We start from the raw sequence: 22,799 nt of genomic DNA on the forward strand, positions 1-22,799 counted from the left end.
CTGCCTTCTTTGTTTACATAATCATGTTGACTTTTTGAGAAAAATAATGTAGAATATGGCTCGAGGTGATTTTAATGGATAACAGAGAAAGCGCACAATACAGCAATAACTACGTTGAATACATCGTGCCAATGAAAAATAACAGCTCACTTCTTCTTAAAAAAGCAGGCATACTTGCGCTGATTGCAGTACTGTCTGTTGTCGGAGCGCTGTTCATACTGAATTCTCCATTTCTTCCGGTAATGGTGATTTATCTCGTGCTGGTCGGCATACTGGGTTGGTTCTTATGGCAGTTTGTAAGCATCGAATTTGAATACTGCATTGCCATGGGTGAAATGGATATGGATATTATCTACGGTCAGCGTCGGAGACACCGTATTGCATCCGCAAAAATCAAGGATATGACAATCATCGCCCCCTACGGTGAAGAGTACATGAATCAGATAAATGCTTCCGACATAAACAAGCGTATTTTTGCCGCAAGCGACATCAACTCCCCCGATACATATTTCTGCATTTACAATGACGAAAAAAACGGCAAGACCATTCTTATATTCGAGGCTACCGTAAAAACTCTGGGCATTATGAAGTTCTACAATTCAAAAGCCACCGTGGTAAGCGACAGAGTCACCCACTGATGAAAGGCGAATTGCGCACCTGCGGAGGCATAACTTATATACTGTACCGCAAAAATATAAAAAATATGTATATACGCATCAGCCGCGACGGTGAGGTACGTGTAAGTGCAAACAGGCGCATAAGCCTCGGGCGCATAGAAGATTTCATTCTGCAGAATGCAAAAAAGGTAACCGCGCAGCTTGCGCGGTTGTCTTGTGTTACCCCCGAAAAGGACATAGACGAGGAAAAGTGCCGTATGCTGTTTGAAGAGATAAGCATGAAATTCTATCCCCTCTTCAGCCGTTACACAGGCGGTAAACCGCCGGAAATCAAGCTCAAAAGCCTGCGTGCAGCATGGGGAATATGCCACACGCGGGATAACTATATTTCGCTAAACAAACGGCTTTATTTAAAGCCAATTGAAGCGGTGGAATACGTAATTCTTCACGAATACACACATTTTGTGCACCCAAACCACCAAAAAGAATTTTACGCACATATAAAGAGCATAATGCCCGATTACAAAGAACGTAAAAAGCTTCTTAAACAGTAAAAAGAGAGAGCATTTCACAATGTTCTCTCTTTTTTATCGGCTTATTCTATTCCGAAAACGCGCTTGGCGTTTTGGTTTGTAACTTCTATGATGTGCTCCACATCCACATGTCGTAAGTCTGCAATTTTTTGTGCCGTAAGATAGGTGTAATGGGAGGTGTTTGTTTTACTGCGGTATGGTACGGGTGTGAGATAGGGTGCGTCGGTTTCGATAAGCAGTCTGTCGTCCGGAACATGAAGCACGGTTTCAGTAAGATTAACGGCGCTTTTGAAGGTAACCGAACCGCTGTACGATATATACCAGCCGCGTTTTACCAGTTCCTTTACCATTTCACTGCTTCCGGAAAAGCTGTGCAGTACGCCCCATGCCTTATGGCGGGAGATTATATCCATGGTAGGTCCATGCGCTTCCCGGTCATGTACCAGTACGGGGTAACCCGTCTCCTCAGCCAGAATAAGCTGTTGCTCAAATATTTCCTTTTGTATATCTCTGGGTGAAAAATCGTAATGAAAATCCAGTCCTATTTCACCTATGGCACGTACCTTGGGATGCTGAAGAAGCTTTAAAAGCTCCTCTTTCCAGTTTTCCGGCATATTGGCGGTCTCGTGAGGATGAAAACCCGCGGCGGCGTACACAAAATCATATTTTTCCGCCAGCTCTATTGACACGCGGGACGATTCAAGCTTACAGCCGACATTCATTATATACTCCACTCCCGACGGGCAATATTCCGTGGGAGAGGTCATACTCTGCAATATTTCATCTCGTATTCCTTCAAAGCGTTTGTCATCATAATGTGCGTGGGTATCAAAAAGTTTAGCCATATTACTCCTCTGTATCGGTTCTGTTGTAGTTTGAAACAAGAATGTTTATATCGTTTACATCCACTGTTCCGTCGGAATTGAAGTCCGCCGCGGCAAGCGTAATGCCGTCGCCGCTGTTGCCCAGCTGAGCGAACAGTGAGTTAAGGTCATTTATAAGTATCTTACCCGACCCGTCAAGGTCACCCGCAAAGCGGGTTATGTCGATTTCGGAAATAATTCCTTCATCCGAAGCGGTGCGCAGTGCGGTATAGCCCAGATAACCGTCCTTTATAACAGCTATTCTGTACTGCTGTCCCCTGAGTGCCCTCGCCAGCATATAATTGCCGTTTTCATCCGTAACGGCAGTCTCAATAAGAGTGTTTCCGCTGTAAAGACGTATTTGGGCATTTTTTGCACCGTAGCACTTCACACTGCCGACGGCAGGCGAAATTATACCGTAAACATGCGGTTTGTCAAGGTGTCCGCCCGTTACAAGCAATGTCGCGTTACACACGTTCATCGGAATAAAAGGGTCAAATACGGCATATCCGTCCGAATTACACTCGGCATAGCCGATATATACTATATCATCAAAGTTTACACTGTCCGCGTCATGTCCCTTTACCGCAAAAAGAATATACTGCTGTCCGATATTTTCAGTGCCCGCATTATATCTGACTGAGTATTTTCCGTTTTCGGGCTGTACTGTTTCAACCGCAAAAGCCGAAATGCACAGCAGCACAAGAACAGCGCAAAAAATCAAAAACTTTTTCATACATACTCCATAAAAAGCATTTATTGCTATCATCAATATAATATACAACAAAACGTATCAAAAATCAATACCGATTTTGAAAATTAATATTTTCGTTGTTGTACCATGATATTCCGAACACATTTACAATTGCATTTCAAGGAACATTTTGGTGAAAAAAACGTCCAATCGCAAAAGGAGATGGTTAGTCATGAAAAAGCTTTTAATTCTCTTAACTGTCGCAGTTTTGTTTTTGGGGAGCTGTAAATCTCCCGGTCAGCGTACCGAAAAGGACCTTGACGCAGTACGACAGAATGCATACACCTTCGTTAAAAGTCTGACCGAAAAGAAAATTGATTATATAATAATAAACGCTGACGGCAATGAAGATATACTGCATGGAAATGAAAACTGTCTGCCCGTAATCGAGGCAATTTCAAAAACGGAATTTGAACGTGATGCCAACAAATACGAGCCGGGTGCCCAAGCAATGAAAATCACCCTCTGTTTTGACAAAGAAAACTATATTCTGACCTATCCCGTGTACGAGCATAATTATAAGGGAGATTACGAAAGCCTTGGCTGCACCATTGAAAACACCGATGCGGCCGTTTACATTGCAAATCTTATTGATGAAATCTACGGAGCGCATACGCCGGAGAATGTATGTCCGTATGCGCTGATGGTAATTGACGAGTTTTATTATTACACCGGTCAGGTGTACACCATGGACAGCAACGAGCAGCCGGAAATGCTGGGAAATGTGACCTCTGTCGTTCCCGAAAACCGTATGCCTTCCCGTGACGGTGAAGCAAACATTGACATTCTCGGTGCTCCTTACACTATGTACGACCAAAAGCTAATAGTGAAGATAGACAACGAATGGATATATTTTGAGAAAAGATAAAATCAGTGCTGAGTCGTTGACTCAGCACTGATTTTCTTTATTACAGTTATCTCGTTTCGGTGCAAAGTGCAATAAGGTCATTTACATTTGCAGTGGCAAGGCACTCAACGGTGTCGGATGCACCGTAGTATATTTTGACCTCGCCGTTATCCTCAAGTATCATACCGCCGGGAAAAATAACATGTGCACGGCAACCGTTCACGTTGGTTTCATGCTCATTTTCGGGGGCAATAAGAGGCTGCTTGGAATAGCCGATAATCTTATAGGGGTTTTCAAGGTCAAGAAGCATTATTCCCGCACTGTAACGCTTTCTCCAGTAAGGCTCCCAGCCGTTTTTACCGCGGGTGGGGTCCAAATCGACAGCGTGGAAGGTGGTAAGCCAGCCTTTGTCGGTTCTTACGGGAGGTGCGGCAGGACCAATCTTATCGTTTGCAAAGGGAACATCCTCGACACCCAGAAGAAGCTGAGTATTGCCCCAGTACTTAAGGTCGGGAGAATCGGAAATCCACATATCAAAGCGGTCTACTCCTCCTCTGCCGTATACGGGGAAGGGACGTTCCAGACGAATGTATTTGCCGTTTATCTTTTCGGGGAACAGCACCATATTTCTGTTATCGGGTGCGGAAAGGCTGAGCACTTCAAGTCTTTCGAGGTTATGTATTTTGCCGATACCGCCCAGTATTCCGTGCTTGGTATCCACTGCAAAGCACATATACAGTTCATCATCAATTACGGTAAGTCGGGGGTCATAAAAGCGTCTTATCTCATCGGTTTTCATTTCCTGCTGAGACATAAAGGGCTTATCCTTGACCTTCCAGTTGATACCGTCATCACTGAACGCAATGCCAAGATGAGTACCCTCGAACATGGGAAGCTTCTTAGCGCGTCTTTCGTCAAACTCCTGCTGATTGGTGGGGCCGTAATCATCACGGAATATCATAACGTACTGTCCTTGATACTTTACGATTCCCGCATTGAAAACAAGAGATGCCTCATAAGGAATATCTTCACGGGTAAGCACAGGCTTTTCGATTTTTGTTATAACGGGGGATGTTTTGAGTTCGGGCAAAAGTGTAGCCATAATTCTTTTCGTTTTCCTTTATAAAAGTTTATTTTGTTTCGGTGCAAAGTGCAATAAGGTCATTGACGTTTGCGGTGGCAAGACATTCAACGGTATCGGCGGCGCCGTAGTAAATCTTAACCTCGCCGTTATCCTCCAGTATCATACCACCGGGGAAAATAACTTGTCCTCGGAAGCCCTCGTCGCTGGTTTCATACTCGGTATCGGGAGCGATAAGGGGCTGTTTGGAATATCCGATTATCTTGTAGGGGTTTTCAAGGTCGAGAAGCATTATACCTGCGCAGTAACGCTTTTTCCATGCAGTAGCCCAGCCGTTTTTGCCGCGCTCGGGGTCAATGTCAACTGCGTGGAAGGTGGTAAGCCAGCCCTTGTCGGTTCTTACGGGAGGTGCGGCAGGACCAATCTTATCGTTGGCATAGGGAACATCCTCAACACCCATGAGAAGCTGGGAATTGCCCCAGAACTTAAGGTCGGGTGACTGGGAAATCCACATATCAAAGCGGTCTTTTCCGCCTCTGCCGTATACGGGGAAGGGTCTTTCAAGACGGACGTACATGCCGTTTATTTTTTCGGGGAACAGTACCATGTTTCTGTTATCGGGAGTGGAAAGGCTGAGTATCTCAAGTCTTTCAAGGTTATGTATTCTTCCGATACCGCCCAGAATACCGTGTTTGGTATCTACCGCAAAGCACATATAAAGCTCGTCATCGATTATTGTAAGTCTGGGGTCGTAAAAACGTCTGATTTCATCGGTTTTTACATCATCCTGATGCATGAAGGGCTTTTCGTTGACCTTCCAGTTGATGCCGTCATCGCTGAACGCAATACCCAGATGAGTATCAAACATGGGAACGGGCTTAGTGCGCTTTTCCTCATATTCCTGCTGATTTACAGGACCGTAGTCATTGCGGAATACCATTACGTACTGACCATGGTACTTAACAACGCCTGCGTTGAAGACCAGAGATGACTCGTAAGGAATGTCATGACGTGTAAGAAGGGGTTTTTCAAGCTTGGTAACAACGGGAGAGGTTCTGAGCTCGGGGGTAAGAATCTTCATAGTCCTTTGTTCCTTTCATTCAAGTTCAAGATATTTTTTTATTTTACTGCTGATGTTTTTGTAGTTCTCATCAGCTTCATGCTCATCTTTTCCGTTTACGCTGTAATATATTTTGATTTTCGGCTCTGTTCCCGAGGGACGTACCGCAATCCATGTGCCGTCGGGGAAAATATACTTTATAACATCTGCCTTGGGCAGAAGTCCGAAGCCCTCTTCGGCAGGGGTGTCGTTAAGATAATCGATTTTTTCGCACTGCTCAAAAAGGTCGTTTTCGCGTAGCTTTTTCATCATACCTGCGATTCTTTCAATGCCCTCTATGCCTTTGAGTGTAAAGCTTTCAAGCTTATCAAGGCAGTAGCCGTACTGTTCATAAAGCTCCTGCAAGCGATGCCACAGGGTTTTGCCCTGATTTTTCATGACCTGCGCCGCTTCACAGATAAGCACTGCCGCACATACAGCATCCTTGTCGCGTGCATGAGTTCCCGATAAGAATCCGTAGGATTCCTCATAGCCGAAAACAAAGGTGTGTCCGCTTTCTTCAAAGCGTGTCATCATTTCGCCTATGTATTTGAAGCCCGTAAGAGTATTGAAAACCTCTATCCCGTTTGCCTGAGCTATCTTTGCACCCACCTCGGAGGTAACAATAGTCTTGACAACAGCGGGCTTATTTAATGATTTGATATCCGTGTGACGGATAATGTGGTCAAGTATCAGTGCTCCTATCTGGTTACCGCTTATAAGCTTGTATCCGCTGTCCGTTCTGACAGCTATTCCCACACGGTCGCTGTCGGGGTCAGTACCCAGAACAATATCAGCGCCAATGCTTTCAGCAAGCTTTATGCCCTCTGACAGCGCTCTTTTGTCCTCGGGATTTGGCGAAATAACGGTTGGGAAATTTCCATCGGGAGTGTCCTGCGACGCAACCGGCGTCACATTTTCAAAGCCATCCCTTGCCAATGCCGCTTTGACGGGTACACTTCCCGTTCCGTGCAGAGGTGTGTATACAACTTTTATGTTCTTCTTGCCTTCAATTCGGCTGACCTTCAGCACCTGCGAGACAAACGCATCGGAAGTGTCCGCATTTCTGACAAGCTCCTCACGGCGTTCAAACAAAACAGTACGATAGTCTGTTATTGCTTCGATTTGTGCATATATCTCATTAGCGATATGAGGCACAATCTGACAGCCGTTTTGGTCATACACCTTGTATCCGTTATATTCCTTGGGGTTATGGCTTGCGGTGATAACTATACCTGCCAGTGCATTCATATGCCGTACTGCAAAGCTCAGCTGAGGTGTGGGTACGGGCTGAGAATGAAAATGCACAAGTATTCCGCTGTATGTAAGAACATCTGTGGCGGCATGGGCAAATTCCCTGCTGTTAAGGCGTGTGTCATAAGCGATAACCACACCGCGTTCAAGGCATTCCGCCGGAGTATACTTTTTCTTAAGATAATTTGCAAGTCCCCGGGTTGCACGTCCCACGGTATAGCGGTTCATGCGGTTAGTACCCGCGCCCATTACTCCGCGCAGACCGCCTGTTCCGAATTCCAGATGTCTGAAAAATCTGTCCTCTTTTTCCTTTTCGTCGTTTTCCACAGCACCAAGCTCATCTTGCGTGCCGGTATCAAAATAGCTGTCCGTTTTCCACAGACGAAATAAATCATTATAATTTTCCATATGTTTTACCTCGTATTAATATTATATATACAAAAATGTCTATTGTAAATTCAAAAAATAATGGTATAATTAAGAAAATCAACGAATTTGAGGTTTTTCAAAATGTCGAAAAACATTGATAATATCGTAAAACAAATTAAAAGCCACTGCGAAATTTCAATACACAAAAACTCAGTCCGTTCATTTATACCCACCCACTGGCACGACTATTTTGAATTTGAGCTGGTGCTGGAGGGAAGCTATGACCATGTGTGCAACGGCAAAAAATATGTTGCACATCGCGGTGATGCCTGGATAATGTCCTACTTCGACCACCATTCACTTGAGCCGCACGATGACGGAAAAATACTCAATATCGGCTTTTCGCCCGACTATGTATCGGGTGAGCTTTCCGACTACATAGCCCGCTTCAGCAATATTCTGTGCCGTTTTGACGAAAATGAGACCCAATACCTGTGTGCCAGATGCCAAAAGCTGAAAGAGGAATTTGAAAACCACGCACCCTTTTACCGCCAGAACAGCGAAGCGCTTTTATCCGAAATAATAATAATCACACTGCGCAAATCCGACAGAAATGCGGGGGACATATCCCATCTGCCGGGAATTCTGCAATCCGTGACCTCATATCTGCACAAAAATTTCAATTCGGACGTAGCACTAAGTTCCGTTGCGGAAAAATTTTACGTGTCGCCGGGACATCTGGGTTTTCTCTTTAAAAAGACCTTTGGCACATCGTACAACAACTATGTCAACCGAATCCGCATGAAGCATGCCTGCAACATGCTGTCTTCCTCTGAGCTGCCCATACGTGAAATAGCACTGCGAAGCGGCTACAATTCCCAGGAGCACTTTTTCTACACCTTCAAAAAGCACTTCGGGTGCACCCCTCTCACCTACCGAACCAACAATCCGCAGAAATAAAAAAGCACTGTTGCCGTCAGGCAACAGTGCTTTTTTGTCAATCCTTGGGACCGAGAATTATATTTGAACTTGCAAGGTGCTGGAGCAGCAGAATAGCATCCGAAACATTTATGCTTCCATCGAGAGTTGTGTCACCATAGAGGTGTTCAACCTTAACGAGGCAGTTTGCTTTTGTGCTCCTGTTATTTTCCGCAACAGCTGTTATAGTTACTTCACCCGCCCTTTTTGCAGTAACAACACCGTTTTCAACCGTTGCAATTTTTTCGTTGTCTGAAAACCATATCACATCATCTGAAATATCCGAGTCGAGGGTAGCCGTCAATGTCACTTTTTCACCCTCGTACAATATTACTGCTGATTTATCAACAGACAAAACGGCAGGTACGGGTCCGTTGGACGAATATACAAAATCGGCATCGGTCAACGCATCATTTTCTTTGCCTATATTTACACTGTTAAAGGCAGTCTCATCACCTGCATAGTACACCGTTTTAAGCTTGCGACAGTCATTGAAGGCATAATCCTTTACTGCATCAACACTCTGAGGAACAACAAGCTCGGTAAGACTTCTGCAATACTCAAAGGCAGACTCGCCTATGGTTTTAACACCGTAAGGCAGGGTTATCTCCTTTAGGTTAATACAGAAATCAAAGGCATAGTCACCTATGTAGGTTATACCATCGGGCAATTCAACGCTTGTAAGCGCTTTGCAGAAATCAAAGGCATAATCACCCACGCTTGTAATACCCTCCTCTATAACTACCTTTGATATTTTGTCACGCATATCATACCACGGCACGTCAAGGTCACATTCCCAGTTTGTCATATCACCTGTACCTTTGATGTACATCACACCGTCAACGGTCAGCGGAGTGAACGCGGCATTTTCTCCGCAATCATTTATGCGGTATCTATATCCGTTTGCAACAGCATATTTGTGTGCATAAGAATCTTCGGAGCAATATATAATAACAGAGTACGAGTCTGAAAAACCAGAATAAATGTTTTTCACGCTCTCGGGAATGTATATTTCCTCAAGTGCATCACACATACCAAATGCAAGCTGACCTATATCCGTAAGACTCTCGGGGAGTATAACACATTCCAACGAATTACAATAGTAAAATGCCATTTTGAATATATACTTAAGCTTTGAATTCTTGCCAAAAGTAACTTTCTTCAATTCATAGCATTCATTGAAAGCGCCCTCACCCAGTGTTGTCACACCGTTGGGAATTTCTATGCTCTCCAGTGCAATACAACCACTAAACGCCATGTCTCCTATACTATCAAGCTTTGATTCTCCCTCAAAATTAACACTTTTCAATGACCGGCATTTTCTAAACGCCTCTGCACAAATGGAAGTCACATTTTCGGGAATTTCTATGCTCTCCAGTGCAATACAACCACTAAACGCCATGTCTCCTATACTATCAAGCTTTGATTCTCCCTCAAAATTAACACTTTTCAATGACCGGCATTTTCTAAACGCCTCTGCACAAATGGAAGTCACATTTTCGGGAATTGCTATGCTCTCAAGCGATATACATCCATTAAACGCACCTTCACCTATACTCTCAAGTTTTGATTCATCGGCAAAAACAACACTTTTCAAATTCTCAAAACCTGCAAATGCCATATTGCCGATAGTTGTTACCCCTTCGGAAATTTCAACCCCAACTATTTCGTCAGTAAAAGTCTCCCATGAAATATCATTATAATCAACCCAATTATAACTATTATACATGGCGCCGGTACCGTCTATTTTCAGAATTCCGTTCTCATCAACAAGCCAGGTGATATTGTCGCCGCATCTTCTTTCTATCAATTCACCGTCAAATTCACCTGCCTGCGCATCATCCTTGAAGAACAGTATGTATGCCATATCAAGTACATCGCCTACTTTGGCATCCTCTATTCCGAATTCAAAGCTTTCAATTTCTCCGCGGAATTCATCATTTACACTCGCGTCTATAGCTTTGAGAGAAGTAAGGGACGAGAAGTCAAGCGCTATAACGCTGTATCCATTCGTGTCTGTGTCTGTTGCAGCTAATTCGAAGTTTACAATCACATCCTCGGAACGGTCGGTTGTAAATTTGATGTAAGCGTTCTTCGCTTCTGCATTGCTGTACTTGTAGCCTATTTTTATAAAAGGATATTTGCATGCTTCAAATACATGCTCCGAAATCATGTTTACGGCAAAACGCTTGAGTGAAAATTCCATGTTATTTTTTACCGTATATTGCGCGTGTGCAATTTCGCTGTCGCTCTTTTTCACAAACTCTTCTGCGGCATTAAAGCATCCGGTGGTATTGAAAACAGCCGAAGTCCCAAAATTCCACCAAACAGCATCCTCATACTTCAAAGGCTTTGTGGGGCAAACACAAGGTGCTTGTCCGCACTCGTCACAGAAATACGCCTTTGCTGTATAAAGCTTTGCATTTTCTTCGCTTACAAAGAACGCAATCGCTGTTACTGTCATGTCCTGGCTTGCTTCAATCTTGAGATTGGTAAATTCACCCTTCCAGTTGGGGAAGTCTGCTTTATTGCTGAAGTTTGCAACATTTCCCTCTGCAAGGTTTATTTTTCCGAGCTCTGTTTCTCCGTCGTAGAAGGTTATGGTTCCTTCAGTGGCACCAAGTACCTTCACTACAGAATATCTGTCAAGATCAAACTTGTTTCGGGACATCAGAGAAGTGGTTGTCTTAACACCCGCCTTAAGATTTGCGCCGTCGGTAACATCTGTATCGGGAAGGAATGTTGCCGCAAATGCAGGGTCGTTCTTGAATTCCCATGCTACCATGTCGAGGTTGTCGGGCTGTTCCGTTACATTATTTGATTTGTCCTTTGCAATATATTCATCGCAGTCCTGCTGAGTTGCAAAGAACATAACGCTCTCAATGTACATTACAGAGCCGATTCCGGGAGAATCGTTGTAGTAGTCAAGACGACCGCCGTTAAATAAAGTGGGACCATTGGGGAAACCGTCACTCATGACACCGCCGTCAAGATATGTGATATCTTCATCTACGATGTACTGCCACTGACCATTTGCGCCGGTACGACCGATATTCTTTTGGAAATATCCGCTATCGGTATTGTAAGGTCCTAATTTATCATCGTAGGTGGGATACAAAACTACGTTTCTGTTACCATCAATCATAGGCATGATTTTGTAGACAGCGATTTTATAATCAGCTACAGGGACAGCAAAGTTAGTGAACCGAATGTTAACGTCATTATTTCCGGTGGTATGTCTAACCATTAAAACTTTTTTACCGTCATCCAATGTCGCAATTGATTTTTCGCTATTCGCTACGCTACCGGTATGGTCGTTCATCTCTGTTTCACTGTCAAAGCGGAAATTTATAGGAGACTTGGTGTATGCATAAGGTGCCTTGACAACAGTAATCTTGATAAGTTCGGACTTAGCGCCGTTTACTTCTGCATAGAACATAACAAGACCTGTTGCAGAGGTATCGGTTTCGGTAAGAGCATAAGAGGCTTCGGTGGCGCCACTGATAACTTTAGCACCTTCTCCGCTTCCGTATACCTCCTTGTACCACTTTATTGTGGCTCCTTCCGGGGCTTCTACCGAAAGAACAATATCTGCGCTGCCGACATATACGTTTTCTGCTGTAATGTTTACGGGAAGAAGCTCGTAGCCAAGAACGGTTGAAGTAACGGAAATAAGCATTGCCATCACCGCAACAAAAACAAGTAAACGAATGAGATTGTTATTATTCATGTTCTGTCTCCTTAATTGAAAAGTAAAAGAAACTATATGTACCGAATGTTATTGTGTCTGACACAATACAATACAATACAATACAATACGAACAATTATATCACATTTTACTGATTTTTGCAATATTTTATTTTTATCGCAAAAACAGAAACGGAGCGCGATGCGCTCCGTTTTCTTTATATCTATTCAACCGGTTCGATAAGACCGTACTCGCCTTCTTTATTTCTCTTGTATACCACGCATACTGCGTCGGTGTCCTCGTCCTTGAAAACATAAAACTGATGCCCCAGCATATTCATCTGTAATATTGCTTCCTCGGCACTCATAGGCTTGTAGAGAAATTTTTTCACGTGGGCTATGTTAATTTCGCTCTCCTCATCATCAAAATCATCCTGTACACCATCAAATGCACCTGCGCGAAGCCTTTTTTCCAGCTTGGTTTTATATTTCCTTATCTGTCCCTCTATTATATCCATGCAAAGATCCACTGCACTGACGGGGTCTGCCGCCGATTCCTCTGCACGGTAAAAATAGCCCTTGTCAACTATTGTGAGCTCTACCTTGACCTTGTTGCCCTCCTCCTTGACGGTAGCGGTGATTTCGGTATCCTCGGGGAAAAATCTGTCAAAGCGTTTGAACTTTTTGAGAAAAGCATCTTTAACATCCTCGGTGATATTGAACTTTCTTGCAACAAAATTAGCTTTCATGTAATCAGCTCCTTGTATGTTATCGAAACAAATCCGTTGTTTCGTTGTATATATTGTATCACAAATGATATTAATTGTAAATACATTTTGTTGAATTTTTCAAAAACTATATGTTAACTTTTTTAATTTTTAACAAAATTTGACAGCAAAAACGGAGTGATGCCCAAAGACATCACTCCGTTTTTCAGTTATTATATACTATTTCGCCGTTTTCAAGAGTTGCAGTCACATTGTCGCCTTCTTTGAATTTTGCTTCAAGCAGTGCGTTAGAGAAGGTGTCCTCCACCTTGCGCTGTATCTCACGACGCAGGGGACGTGCACCGTAAACAGGGTCGAAGCCCGCATCGGCAAGAAATTCCACCACAGCATCATCAAAGGTGATGTTTATATTCAACGCGTTGACGCGGTTTGCGATTTCAGCCAGCATATTACGCGCAATTTTCTGAATATTTTCCTTGTCAAGCTTGCGGAAAACGATAATATCGTCAATACGGTTTAAAAACTCGGGCTTGAAGGTCTGTTTGAGGCTTGACATAACCTCCGCCTCCGCATCCTGCTGTTCCTTTTCGGTGGGCTTTGTTTCGCCGAAGCCAAGTGGCTTATGCTCGGTAATGGCACGCGCGCCTACATTTGATGTAAGAATTATGACGGTGTTTTTGAAGTCCACCTTTCTGCCCTGGGCATCCGTGAGAACACCATCCTCAAGAATCTGAAGAAGGATGTTGAAAACATCGGGATGAGCTTTTTCAATTTCGTCAAAAAGGATGACGGAATAGGGATTGCGGCGTATCTTTTCTGTAAGCTGACCGCCCTCATCATAGCCTACATAACCGGGAGGAGAGCCGATGAGCTTTGAAACACTGTGCTTCTCCATAAACTCCGACATATCCACACGTATCATTTTATTAACGTCGCCGAACATCACATCCGCAAGCACCTTGCACAGCTCGGTTTTACCCACACCCGTGGGACCGAGGAAAATAAATGAGCCTACCGGACGGCGGGGGTCTTTAAGTCCCGTTCTGCTTCGGCGGATAGCGCGTGACACGGCGGTCACCGCCTTATCCTGTCCGATTACACGTTCCTTTAAAATGCTTTCAAGATTGAGAAGCTTTTCCGATTCCTCCTGCATGAGCTTTTTAACGGGGATATTGGTCCACTGGGTTACAATGTCGGCGATATCCTCCTCGCCAATTTCGAGATTTATTTCACTGCGCTGCTTTTCCCACTGTTTCTTTATTTCGTCACGCTGTTCGGTCAGCTTTTTGACGCTTTCACGGTACTCGATGGCTTTTTCAAACTCCTGATTTTTGGCAGCTTCCTCACGCTTGGCGTTTTCCTCTTTTATCTGCGCTTCAAGCTCTTTAAGTCCCGTGGGAGCGGTAAAGCCGTTTATTCGTTTTTTTGAAGCCGCCTCGTCAATGAGGTCAATCGCCTTATCGGGAAGATAACGGTCATTTATATAACGCTTTGAAAGCTTAACCGCGGCTTTGACGGCATCATCGGTTATTTTCACCTTGTGGTGTGCTTCGTATTTTTCGCGTATTCCCATGAGGATTTCCAAAGCGTCCTCCTCGCTCGGCTCACCAACCGTCACCGATTGAAAACGTCTTTCAAGTGCAGGGTCTTTCTCGATATACTTGCGGTATTCGTTTATGGTGGTTGCACCTATTACCTGAAGCTCACCGCGTGCGAGAGAGGGTTTCAATATATTTGCGGCATCTACCGCGCCCTCTGCGGAGCCCGCACCCACCAGAGTGTGTATCTCATCTATAAATAGGATAACATTTCCAGCTCTCACAACCTCGGCAAGTATGTTCTTGATGCGTTCCTCAAATTCGCCGCGGTACTTTGTTCCTGCTACCATGCCCGAAATATCAAGTGTTATAACACGTTTCCCCGCAAGGGTTTCGGGAACATCTCCCGCCACTATTTTCTGTGCAAGTCCTTCTGCCACAGCAGTTTTTCCCACACCCGCCTCACCTATGAGACAAGGATTGTTTTTTGTTCTTCGGGAAAGTATCTGAATAACCCTCTGCATTTCGGTATCACGTCCGATAATGGGGTCGATTTTGCCTTCTTTCGCCGCCTGGGTAAGGTCTCTGCCGAACTGGCTGAGATTGGGTGTATTTTTGTCACCTGTGCCATGCTCACGCGAAGCATGATGAGCAGAAGCATCGACACCTTCTGTATTATCAGCGCCTGTGCTTTCCAGATATTCCATAAGTGTCTTATGAATTGTGCGAATGTCCCCGCCCAGTGAATTTATAATGCGTGTTCCCACGCAGTCCTGCATTTTAATAAGCGACAGCAGGATATGCTCCGTACCGGCAAGATTCTGACGGTAACGGCGGGATTCGTAGTAGGCATTCTGTATAATTGCCTTGGTGCGCGCGGTCATTTCGCTTGCCGAAACGTCACTGCGCTCTCCCGTTCCGCATACCTGCACCACCTTCTGATGCGCCGCATCAAAGGTGATACCCTGATTTTCAAGTATGCTTTGGGCAACGCACCCTTTTTCGGACAAAAGTCCCAGTAATATATGTTCGCTTCCGATATAGCTGTGCCCCAGCTCACCCGCGAGATTGTGAGATGCATTAAGGGCTTTTTCTGCTCTTTCGGTAAATTTGTTATTATTCATTTACATCACTCCGTCAAATATTTTTTTCATGTGCTCAGCACGGTGCATACGGCGTGTAAGACCATCCGTAACATCGCGGTTTTCCGCCATAATGGTAGCGGTAAGCAGTGTGTTCAGTGTGGAGTACAGCGCCGAGGGGGTGGTATCTTTGATGATTCCGCATGTAAGCCCGATGGCGATATCCGACAGAATATTGAAATACTCTTCCTCACTCATGAGCTTTGCACTTTTGGCAATCGCGGCAGAGCGAAGTATTTTATCCTCTGCCTGTATGGGTGACTTTTCACATATCGTCTTACGCGCCTTAAGCTCGCTGTCCACAATACGGACTATTATTTTTTTAAGGTTTTCTATTATCTCTGTTTCGCTTCTTCCCTCTGAATGCATATTGGAAATCTGGTATATGCTTCCTTTTGCCTTACTTCCCTCGCCGTACATTCCGCGAATGGTAAAGCCGAGTCCGCTCATGGAATTTGCAAGCGAATTAAGCTGACCCGTTTGTACCAATGCAGGAAGATGAAGCATTACCGATGCACGCATTGCACAGCCCAGATTTGTGGGGCAGGCGGTAAGATATCCAAGCTGTTCGTCAAATGCGTATTTTACATTTTCGTCTATCAGTGTATCGGTAAGGTCTGCATTTTTAAATGCCCGGTCAATATCAAATCCGGGAACTATGCTCTGGATTCTCAGGGTGTCCTCCTCGTTGACCATAACGGTAACGGTGTCGGCGGTTATAAGCTCTCTGCCTTCGGAACGTGCCGCGAACTCACGGCTGATAAAGTGTTTTTCCACCAGTGATATGCGCTCGGTTTCGCTCATTTTGGAATAGTGCGCTATGCCGAAGCTTTTATTTTCACGGAATATATCCCGTATTTTATCGCATATCTCGTTCTTCTGAGCAGGGCTTGTACGGTTGGGAAACGGATATTCCGCAAGGTTTCGGGCAAGGCGTACGCGGGAAGAAATGATAACATCGCCGTTCATATTATTCACCCTCCTTCTTATCGTTAATCAGCTTTATTCTGTCACGAAGCTCTGCCGCTTTTTCATAGTTTTCCTCCGAGACAGCCTTGGCAAGCTGTTTTTTAAGCTCCTCCACCTCATTTACTGTTTTTACGGGAACGGATTTTGGAGTTTTGCCCTTGTGGACAAGCTCACCGTGGAGCTTTTTGAGAGAGGGCTCGGATTCGGTGCGGAAGGTGTTATAGCACTCGGGACATCCGTACTTTGAATTGTCGCATATCTGTCGGAAGCTTGCACCGCAGGCGGGACAGCGCTTTATTTCGGGAATTGCGGTGCCCGTCCCGAAGAAAAACGGGCTGAAAATGTCCGAAAGCTCATCAAAGTGCTGGTTCTTGATATTCAATTCCTGCTTTGCGGCACATTCGGCGCAAAGAGCAGTGGTCTGAACATTACCGTTTATACTGGTCTTTACAAAATATGTTGCGGGTTTACCGCAGTTCTGACATTTATACACTCAAATCACTCCTTTATGAGAATAAGAATTGCGTTTTTGAAAAGGTCGGCGCGCACTTTGTTTCGTTTTTCACGCGGAACACCGTCAAGAGAAGTGTCGGAAAACAAAATATTCATGAGAGATGCTTCCCTTTTGGTAATAATATCCTTGTCAAAAAGATTGACAATAAATGCCTTTGCCGTGTCGCTGTCAAGGCTTGCGCCGATAGCATTGTAAAAATGCATCAGATAAGTATTTCGGTCCATCTTTACGCGGGTTATTTTAAGATAGCCTCCGCCGCCTCTGCGGCTTTCCACTATATATCCCCTTTCAGGCGTAAAGCGTGAGGTTATAACGTAATTTATCTGGCTGGGCACACAGCCCGCACGGCTGGCAAGCTCATTTCTGCCTATCTCCAGCGTGCCGTCGTTCTGCTCCAAAAGCTCGCTTATCATTTGTGCAACTATATCGGATATCAACATAACGTTCTCCTTGAAGTTTGATTTTGACTAACTTTGACCTTTGTTTGACTATATTATACCATGTTTTTCGTAAAAGTCAAAGTCGGTCAAAGTCAAATATCGGCGATTATAGCAAGTTACATCGATTTAGCTTTCGTTTTCTCGCAAAATCTTATTTTTTCGTGTTTTTTCAAGTTTTGATTGACAATAAAACGTAATTGTGCTAAAATAATACCACTAATTATTACGGAGTACAATATGAGAATAAGAAAAAGAAAACATACCGATGAAAGAATAGACGTTTGCCGCGATTTGGTGTGTGAAAACCCTGCGGAAAACAAAGGAAATTGGAAAGAGGTATTCGGCAACGAAAATCCGATACACATTGAAATCGGCTGCGGTAAGGGCGATTTTATCGTTGAATTATCACGCCGTAATCCGGATATTAACTACATCGCCATAGAAAAGGAAAAGGACGTTATCGTTCTGGCTCTGGAAAAAGCAAAGGCGGCGGAAACTTCCAACGTAATATATTGCAACAGCTATGCCGAAAATCTCACGGAGTTTTTTGACAAAGGCGAGGTGGAGCGCATTTACCTGAATTTTTCCGACCCCTGGAAAAAATCCCGCCATGCAAAGCGCAGACTGACAAGTCAGAAATTCCTGCAGGCTTATAAGGATATTCTCCCCTCTCACGGAAGTATTTTCTTCAAAACGGACAACCGGCCTCTGTTTGACTTTTCGCTGGAGCAGTTCCCTCTGGGAGGCTTCAGACTCGAAAACGTCACCTTCGACCTGCACAACAGTGAATTTGCGGCAGATAATATAATGACGGAATACGAACGAAACTTTTCCGCCAAAGGCTTCCCCATAAACCGTCTGGAGGCTTATGTACAGGAGGATACGGATGAAAAAACTGATAATATCCCCGGATAAATTCAAAGGAACAATCAGTGCCGTCAGGATATGCGATATAATAGAAGAACAATTTTTAAAGGAATTTCCCGATATCGAGATAATAAAGCTTCCCATAGCCGACGGCGGAGACGGTACTGCGGCATGCTTTGAAAGCCGAAACGGTGCAAGAAAAATCCCCTGTGAGGTATACGACCCGTTCTTTGAGCGCATTATGAGTCATTTTATAATGCTGGGCGAAACAGCCATAATCGAAATGGCGTTATACGCAGGTCTGGCACTTGCGGGAGACAGAAAAAATCCCCTCAAAGCCACCACCTACGGCGTTGGTCAGGCAGCGCTTGAAGCAATAAAGCAGGGGGCAAAAAAGGTTGTATTCGCTTTGGGCGGAAGTGCCACCAACGACATGGCGTGCGGTCTTTTGTGTGCCATGGGTATGAAATTTTACGACAAGGACAAAAAAGCATTTATCCCCACCGGCGGAACTCTGTGTGATATTGCGGATTACGACACCGTTGACCTCGAAAAGAACACCCGTGGTGTGGAATTTGAGGTAATGTGTGACATAGATAATCCCCTTTACGGCAAAAACGGTGCGGCATATGTATTTTCACCCCAGAAGGGTGCAGACGAAAATGCGGTAATAAAGCTGGACGAGGGCTTAAAGCACCTTTCCGACCTGTACACGAAAAAAAGCGGAAAAGATGTTTCACGTCTTGCCGGTGCAGGTGCCGCAGGCGGTATGGGCGGAGGTCTTAATGCTTTTCTGGGCGCAAGGCTTAAAAGCGGAATAGAATCGGTGCTTGACATTTTCGGTTTTGATGCATTGCTGAATGGCTGTGACATGGTAATCACAGGCGAAGGAAGACTTGATTCCCAGACGCTTGGCGGAAAAGTAATATGCGGTATTGCCAAGCGATGCAAGGCGCAAAGCGTGCCTCTGATTGCCATATGCGGAGACACCTTTTCCTGCCCAGACGAGATATATTCTCTTGGTGTTTCGGGCGTTTTTTCCATCAACACCTCCCCTATGTGCTTTGAGGACGCTGTCCCGCACTCCGCGCGCAATCTTGCCGCCGTGGCATCAAATATCGCAAAGCTGATAAAAGTAAGTGAAAGATGAAAGGAATTATATATGTCAAGCTATATCACTAAAAAGACAGACGGCGATACGGCCTGGTTTACCCAAGACCGCTTCGGTATGTTCATACATTTCGGCTTATATTCCATGCCTGCAAGACATGAATGGGTAAAGTCGGTTGAGAAAATCAGTGAGGAGAAATATGACAAATATTTCGAGCACTTCAATCCCGATATGTTCGATGCCTCAGAATGGGCAAAAAAAGCAAAAAATGCCGGCATGAAATACGCCGTACTGACCGCAAAGCACCATGAGGGCTTTTGTATGTTTGACTCGGCATACACCGACTACAAATCCACCGCCTGCCCCGCAAAAAGAGACTTTGTCAAGGAATTCACCGATGCTTTCCGCGCGGAGGGCTTAAAGGTGGGCATTTATTATTCTCTCATCGACTGGCACCACCCGGATTATCAGATTGACATATTCCACCCCAGACGTTGTGAGCCGGATGCCCGCGAGCAGAACAAAACCCGCAACATGAAAGCATACAGGGAGTATGTATTCAACCAGGTAAGAGAGCTTCTTACCAACTACGGAAAAATCGATATTCTATGGTTTGACTTTACATATCCCACAATGGAAAGCATACGGAACGAATACAATGAGTTTGCAATCAGGGATTATAAAGAATGGATGCCCTGGACAAATTCCGAAACATGGGACAGTGAAAATCTTGTAAAAATGATAAGACAGATCAATCCCGGTATCATCATAAATGACCGTCTTGGCTTCCCGCAGGATGTACGAACCCCCGAGCAAAGCATAGCTCTCGACTGGCCTCTTTACAAAGGTACAAACGAAAAAGCCGTGTGGGAATCCTGCCAGACGTTTTCCGGCTCGTGGGGATATTTCCGTGACGAAATGAGCTGGAAAACCCCCGATGCGCTCCTGCGTCTGCTCATAAACTGTGTGTCAAAAGGCGGGAACCTCATTATGAATGTAGGCCCCACCTCGCGCGGATACTTTGACGCCCGTGCAAACAAAGCGCTTGAAGCATACGGCGAATGGATGAAGTACAATAGCCGTTCTATATATAACTGTACAATGGCAGAGCCGGGATTCAAAGCACCCATCGGCACACTTCTCACTCAGTCCTCGGACGAAAAAAGGCTGTATATCCATCTGATAGATTATCCTTTTGCACAGCTCACCATGAAGGACCTCCCGTGCAACATCGGCTATGCCCAGTTCCTGCATGACGGCAGTGAAATACGTTACAGAAAAGAAGCAAACGGAGAAATATCCTTCATCATCCCGGGTATAAAGCCCGACTGCGTTATCCCCGTAATAGAGGTATTTCTGGATTGACGGAAAATACAGACGCAAAAAACAAGAGGCTGTCTCATTAGCGACAGCCACATAAGGAAGTTTTTTATGGAGTAGTTCCAAAATCAAGGAACTACTCCATTTTCCTTGTTATCCGACCTTATACATCTGCGGATTTTCTTGGATTTTATTTATTATATCCAAGATTTCTTTTTCATCAGGAATATCAATCATTCCAACGGCAGTAAAATAAATATCAACCTTCACATGACAATGACCGTCATATTTGTCGTTGCTGTGAACCTCTATCCGTTGTATCAGAGAATTAACTATTGTTGGGGTAAGCTCTCGGAAATCGGTTAGTTCTCTCAAAGTTTTTAACAGAAGTCGCATATCAATATTCTGTTGCTCTGCCTTTTCCAATTCCTGTTCACTTTTGGATATTGTTTCGATAAGCTCCCTTTGTTCACTCTCATACATAGAAGCCATACGGGAATATCTGTCATCACTTAACTTGCCCAAAGTATTATCCTCATAAATTCGGGATATTATCACATCAAGTTCAGATATTCTTCTTTTACCACTTTCAACTTTGGATTTAAGTTTTTGAAGTTCACTTTTCCTTGCGGTTTGGTTTTTAGTTGCCATAAGGTATAGAAACACCGGCTCGTAGCATCTTACAAAATCAGCCAAGTTGCTTATTGCCTCATAAACAATTCTTTCAAGAACAATATCTCTTATGAAATGTATTTGACACTCGCCCCGTCCGCTTTTGTAATTTGAACACCTGAAATGCTCTTGCTGTCTTGTCATACTTTTAGCAGCGGCGAAATGTAATTTTGCTCCGCAATCAGGGCAATATACCAATCCCGAAAACAGGCTTGTTCTGCCTGTTGATGTTGGTCTTCTTTTATGCTGACGAAGCTCCTGAACTCTGAGCCATAAATCTTCAGTTATTATTGCATCTTGTGTGTTAGGGATAATTTGTTGTTCATCTTCGGATTTATGGATAACCTTATGTACCTTGTAGCTTACAGTTGTTGTCTTAAAGTTCACAGTACATCCTGTGTATTGTCTGTTGTCGATAATCCCTGAAACAGTTGATGAATCCCAATAATATGGGTTTTCAGGATATTTATGAGTGGTTGATAATCCTTTTTCTATCTTGTATGCGGTAGGAATAAGGATTTTTTCTTGCTCTAACTGACGAGCGATTTGTGCAATTCCACGACCTGCAAGGGATAAAGAAAATATCTTTCTTACAACCTCTGCGGCTTCTTCATCAATTATCCATTTTTCTTTATCTTCGGGAGATTTCATATAGCCATAAGGAACTGTCGAGCTTACCCGCTTTCCGCTTGCAGCTTTCATCTGCCATACTGCACGAATTTTTTTACTTGTCTGTGCAGCATACCATTCATTGAATATATTGTTGAACGGCATCATTTCTGTTCCCGTATTACTCATTGTATCAACATTTTCCTGAATGGCTATAAACCTTATTCCAAGTGTTGGATATGTAATTTCAAGATATTTGCCGACTTCAAGATAATTTCTTCCGAAACGGGATAAATCTTTTACTACAATAGTTTTTACGATCCCTGCTTCTGCGAGTGCCTGCATTTCCTTAAAACCGCTTCTTTCAAAGGTAGTCCCCGAAATGCCGTCATCAATAAAAAATCTCGGATTTTTCAGCCCGTGGTCTTTGGCATATTTCATCAGGATTTCTTTTTGATTGGAAATACTATTGCTTTCTCCCTCTAAGCCGTCATCTTGTGATAATCTTCCGTATAATGCTGTTATTTCTTCTGTTGTTTGCCCTATAATATTTTGAGTTGTCATAATTCATTTCTCCTTCCCGACAACCGGGCATAGCAAAGGACTCGAAATGATTTTACTATGCCCGATAAAAATTGTCGAATATACTAAATTAAATTTTCTGATAAAATAATGTTTTTAAATTGCTCCAATACGCTTTGCTTGCCTTCGATATTAAAATGGGAATGTACCTCGTATGTTGTGCCACCGATTTTGATTTCAAAATTCAGGTTGTCTTTATCAAAGGTTGGAGTTAAGACTTCAAT

The 22,799-nt window shown here is 44.0% G+C and carries 20 protein-coding genes; 7 read left to right on the forward strand and 13 right to left on the reverse strand.

Translation table 11 applies throughout. The features are described 5' to 3' along the window. Positions 1–74 precede the first annotated feature (74 nt). Together E7588_09645 and E7588_09650 are read left to right on the forward strand one after the other, a co-directional pair. A complete protein-coding gene (locus E7588_09645; GenBank protein ID MBE6689514.1) occupies positions 75–638 on the forward strand; it encodes a hypothetical protein in 564 nt (187 codons plus the stop codon). Further along, positions 638–1,171 carry a M48 family metallopeptidase gene (locus tag E7588_09650; GenBank protein ID MBE6689515.1) on the forward strand — a complete coding sequence of 178 codons (534 nt, stop codon included), beginning with the start codon at positions 638–640 and terminating at the stop codon, positions 1,169–1,171. Before E7588_09645 ends, E7588_09650 begins: the two co-directional genes overlap by 1 nt. Positions 1,172–1,212: 41 nt before the next feature. Here the strand turns inward: E7588_09650 and E7588_09655 are convergent, their stop codons facing one another. After that, positions 1,213–1,995, reverse strand: coding sequence for a TatD family deoxyribonuclease (locus E7588_09655; GenBank protein ID MBE6689516.1), 783 nt, complete (start codon positions 1,993–1,995; stop codon positions 1,213–1,215). Between the two features lies 1 nt (position 1,996). Next, positions 1,997–2,749, reverse strand: a complete 753-nt coding sequence (locus E7588_09660) for a hypothetical protein (protein ID MBE6689517.1) — start codon at positions 2,747–2,749, stop codon at positions 1,997–1,999. A gap of 190 nt (positions 2,750–2,939) precedes the next feature. On the opposite strand from E7588_09660, the gene E7588_09665 reads away from it, so the two are divergent. After that, positions 2,940–3,635, forward strand: coding sequence for a hypothetical protein (locus tag E7588_09665; GenBank protein ID MBE6689518.1), 696 nt, complete (start codon positions 2,940–2,942; stop codon positions 3,633–3,635). A 46-nt stretch (positions 3,636–3,681) separates the two neighbouring features. Here E7588_09665 and E7588_09670 read toward each other — a convergent pair whose 3' ends face one another. The 3 genes from E7588_09670 to E7588_09680 are packed head-to-tail and all read right to left on the reverse strand — an operon-like array spanning position 3,682 to position 7,456. Further along, positions 3,682–4,716, reverse strand: coding sequence for a glycosidase (locus tag E7588_09670; protein ID MBE6689519.1), 1,035 nt, complete (start codon positions 4,714–4,716; stop codon positions 3,682–3,684). Positions 4,717–4,744: 28 nt separating this feature from the next. Next, positions 4,745–5,776 carry a glycosidase gene (locus E7588_09675; GenBank protein ID MBE6689520.1) on the reverse strand — a complete coding sequence of 344 codons (1,032 nt, stop codon included), beginning with the start codon at positions 5,774–5,776 and terminating at the stop codon, positions 4,745–4,747. A gap of 15 nt (positions 5,777–5,791) precedes the next feature. Beyond that, on the reverse strand, positions 5,792–7,456 hold the full coding sequence (locus tag E7588_09680; GenBank protein ID MBE6689521.1) for a phospho-sugar mutase: 1,665 nt from the start codon (positions 7,454–7,456) through the stop codon (positions 5,792–5,794). Between the two features lie 102 nt (positions 7,457–7,558). On the opposite strand from E7588_09680, the gene E7588_09685 reads away from it, so the two are divergent. Next, positions 7,559–8,377, forward strand: coding sequence for a helix-turn-helix domain-containing protein (locus E7588_09685; GenBank protein MBE6689522.1), 819 nt, complete (start codon positions 7,559–7,561; stop codon positions 8,375–8,377). A gap of 37 nt (positions 8,378–8,414) precedes the next feature. Here the strand turns inward: E7588_09685 and E7588_09690 are convergent, their stop codons facing one another. The 6 genes from E7588_09690 to E7588_09715 all read right to left on the reverse strand — a co-directional run bounded on the left by E7588_09690 (position 8,415) and on the right by E7588_09715 (position 17,414). Continuing rightward, a complete protein-coding gene (locus tag E7588_09690) occupies positions 8,415–12,125 on the reverse strand; it encodes a hypothetical protein (GenBank protein ID MBE6689523.1) in 3,711 nt (1,236 codons plus the stop codon). Positions 12,126–12,307: 182 nt separating this feature from the next. Beyond that, positions 12,308–12,832, reverse strand: a complete 525-nt coding sequence (gene raiA / locus E7588_09695) for a ribosome-associated translation inhibitor RaiA (protein MBE6689524.1) — start codon at positions 12,830–12,832, stop codon at positions 12,308–12,310. A gap of 184 nt (positions 12,833–13,016) precedes the next feature. Beyond that, positions 13,017–15,473 (reverse strand): ATP-dependent Clp protease ATP-binding subunit, encoded by a 2,457-nt coding sequence (locus tag E7588_09700; GenBank protein ID MBE6689525.1) that lies wholly within the window; start codon positions 15,471–15,473, stop codon positions 13,017–13,019. Further along, positions 15,474–16,460, reverse strand: coding sequence for an ATP--guanido phosphotransferase (locus tag E7588_09705; protein MBE6689526.1), 987 nt, complete (start codon positions 16,458–16,460; stop codon positions 15,474–15,476). It abuts the gene before it with no gap. Between the two features lies 1 nt (position 16,461). Further along, positions 16,462–16,953, reverse strand: a complete 492-nt coding sequence (locus E7588_09710) for a hypothetical protein (GenBank protein ID MBE6689527.1) — start codon at positions 16,951–16,953, stop codon at positions 16,462–16,464. Between the two features lie 5 nt (positions 16,954–16,958). Further along, entirely contained in the window at positions 16,959–17,414 is a 456-nt protein-coding gene (locus E7588_09715; protein ID MBE6689528.1) for a CtsR family transcriptional regulator, read from the reverse strand. A gap of 237 nt (positions 17,415–17,651) precedes the next feature. Between E7588_09715 and trmB the strand changes: the two genes are divergently transcribed. The 3 genes from trmB to E7588_09730 are packed head-to-tail and all read left to right on the forward strand — an operon-like array spanning position 17,652 to position 20,757. Then, positions 17,652–18,329 (forward strand): tRNA (guanosine(46)-N7)-methyltransferase TrmB, encoded by a 678-nt coding sequence (trmB, locus tag E7588_09720; protein MBE6689529.1) that lies wholly within the window; start codon positions 17,652–17,654, stop codon positions 18,327–18,329. Then, positions 18,283–19,431 carry a glycerate kinase gene (locus E7588_09725; GenBank protein MBE6689530.1) on the forward strand — a complete coding sequence of 383 codons (1,149 nt, stop codon included), beginning with the start codon at positions 18,283–18,285 and terminating at the stop codon, positions 19,429–19,431. Before trmB ends, E7588_09725 begins: the two co-directional genes overlap by 47 nt. A gap of 12 nt (positions 19,432–19,443) precedes the next feature. Beyond that, on the forward strand, positions 19,444–20,757 hold the full coding sequence (locus E7588_09730) for an alpha-L-fucosidase (GenBank protein MBE6689531.1): 1,314 nt from the start codon (positions 19,444–19,446) through the stop codon (positions 20,755–20,757). A 108-nt stretch (positions 20,758–20,865) separates the two neighbouring features. Here E7588_09730 and E7588_09735 read toward each other — a convergent pair whose 3' ends face one another. Beyond that, positions 20,866–22,557 (reverse strand): DUF4368 domain-containing protein, encoded by a 1,692-nt coding sequence (locus E7588_09735; GenBank protein MBE6689532.1) that lies wholly within the window; start codon positions 22,555–22,557, stop codon positions 20,866–20,868. A gap of 83 nt (positions 22,558–22,640) precedes the next feature. After that, on the reverse strand, positions 22,641–22,799 hold the full coding sequence (locus tag E7588_09740) for a hypothetical protein (protein MBE6689533.1): 159 nt from the start codon (positions 22,797–22,799) through the stop codon (positions 22,641–22,643).

The sequence above is a fragment of the Oscillospiraceae bacterium genome, assembly GCA_015065085.1.
In the GTDB taxonomy this organism is placed as follows: Bacteria; Bacillota; Clostridia; order Oscillospirales; family SIG627; genus SIG627.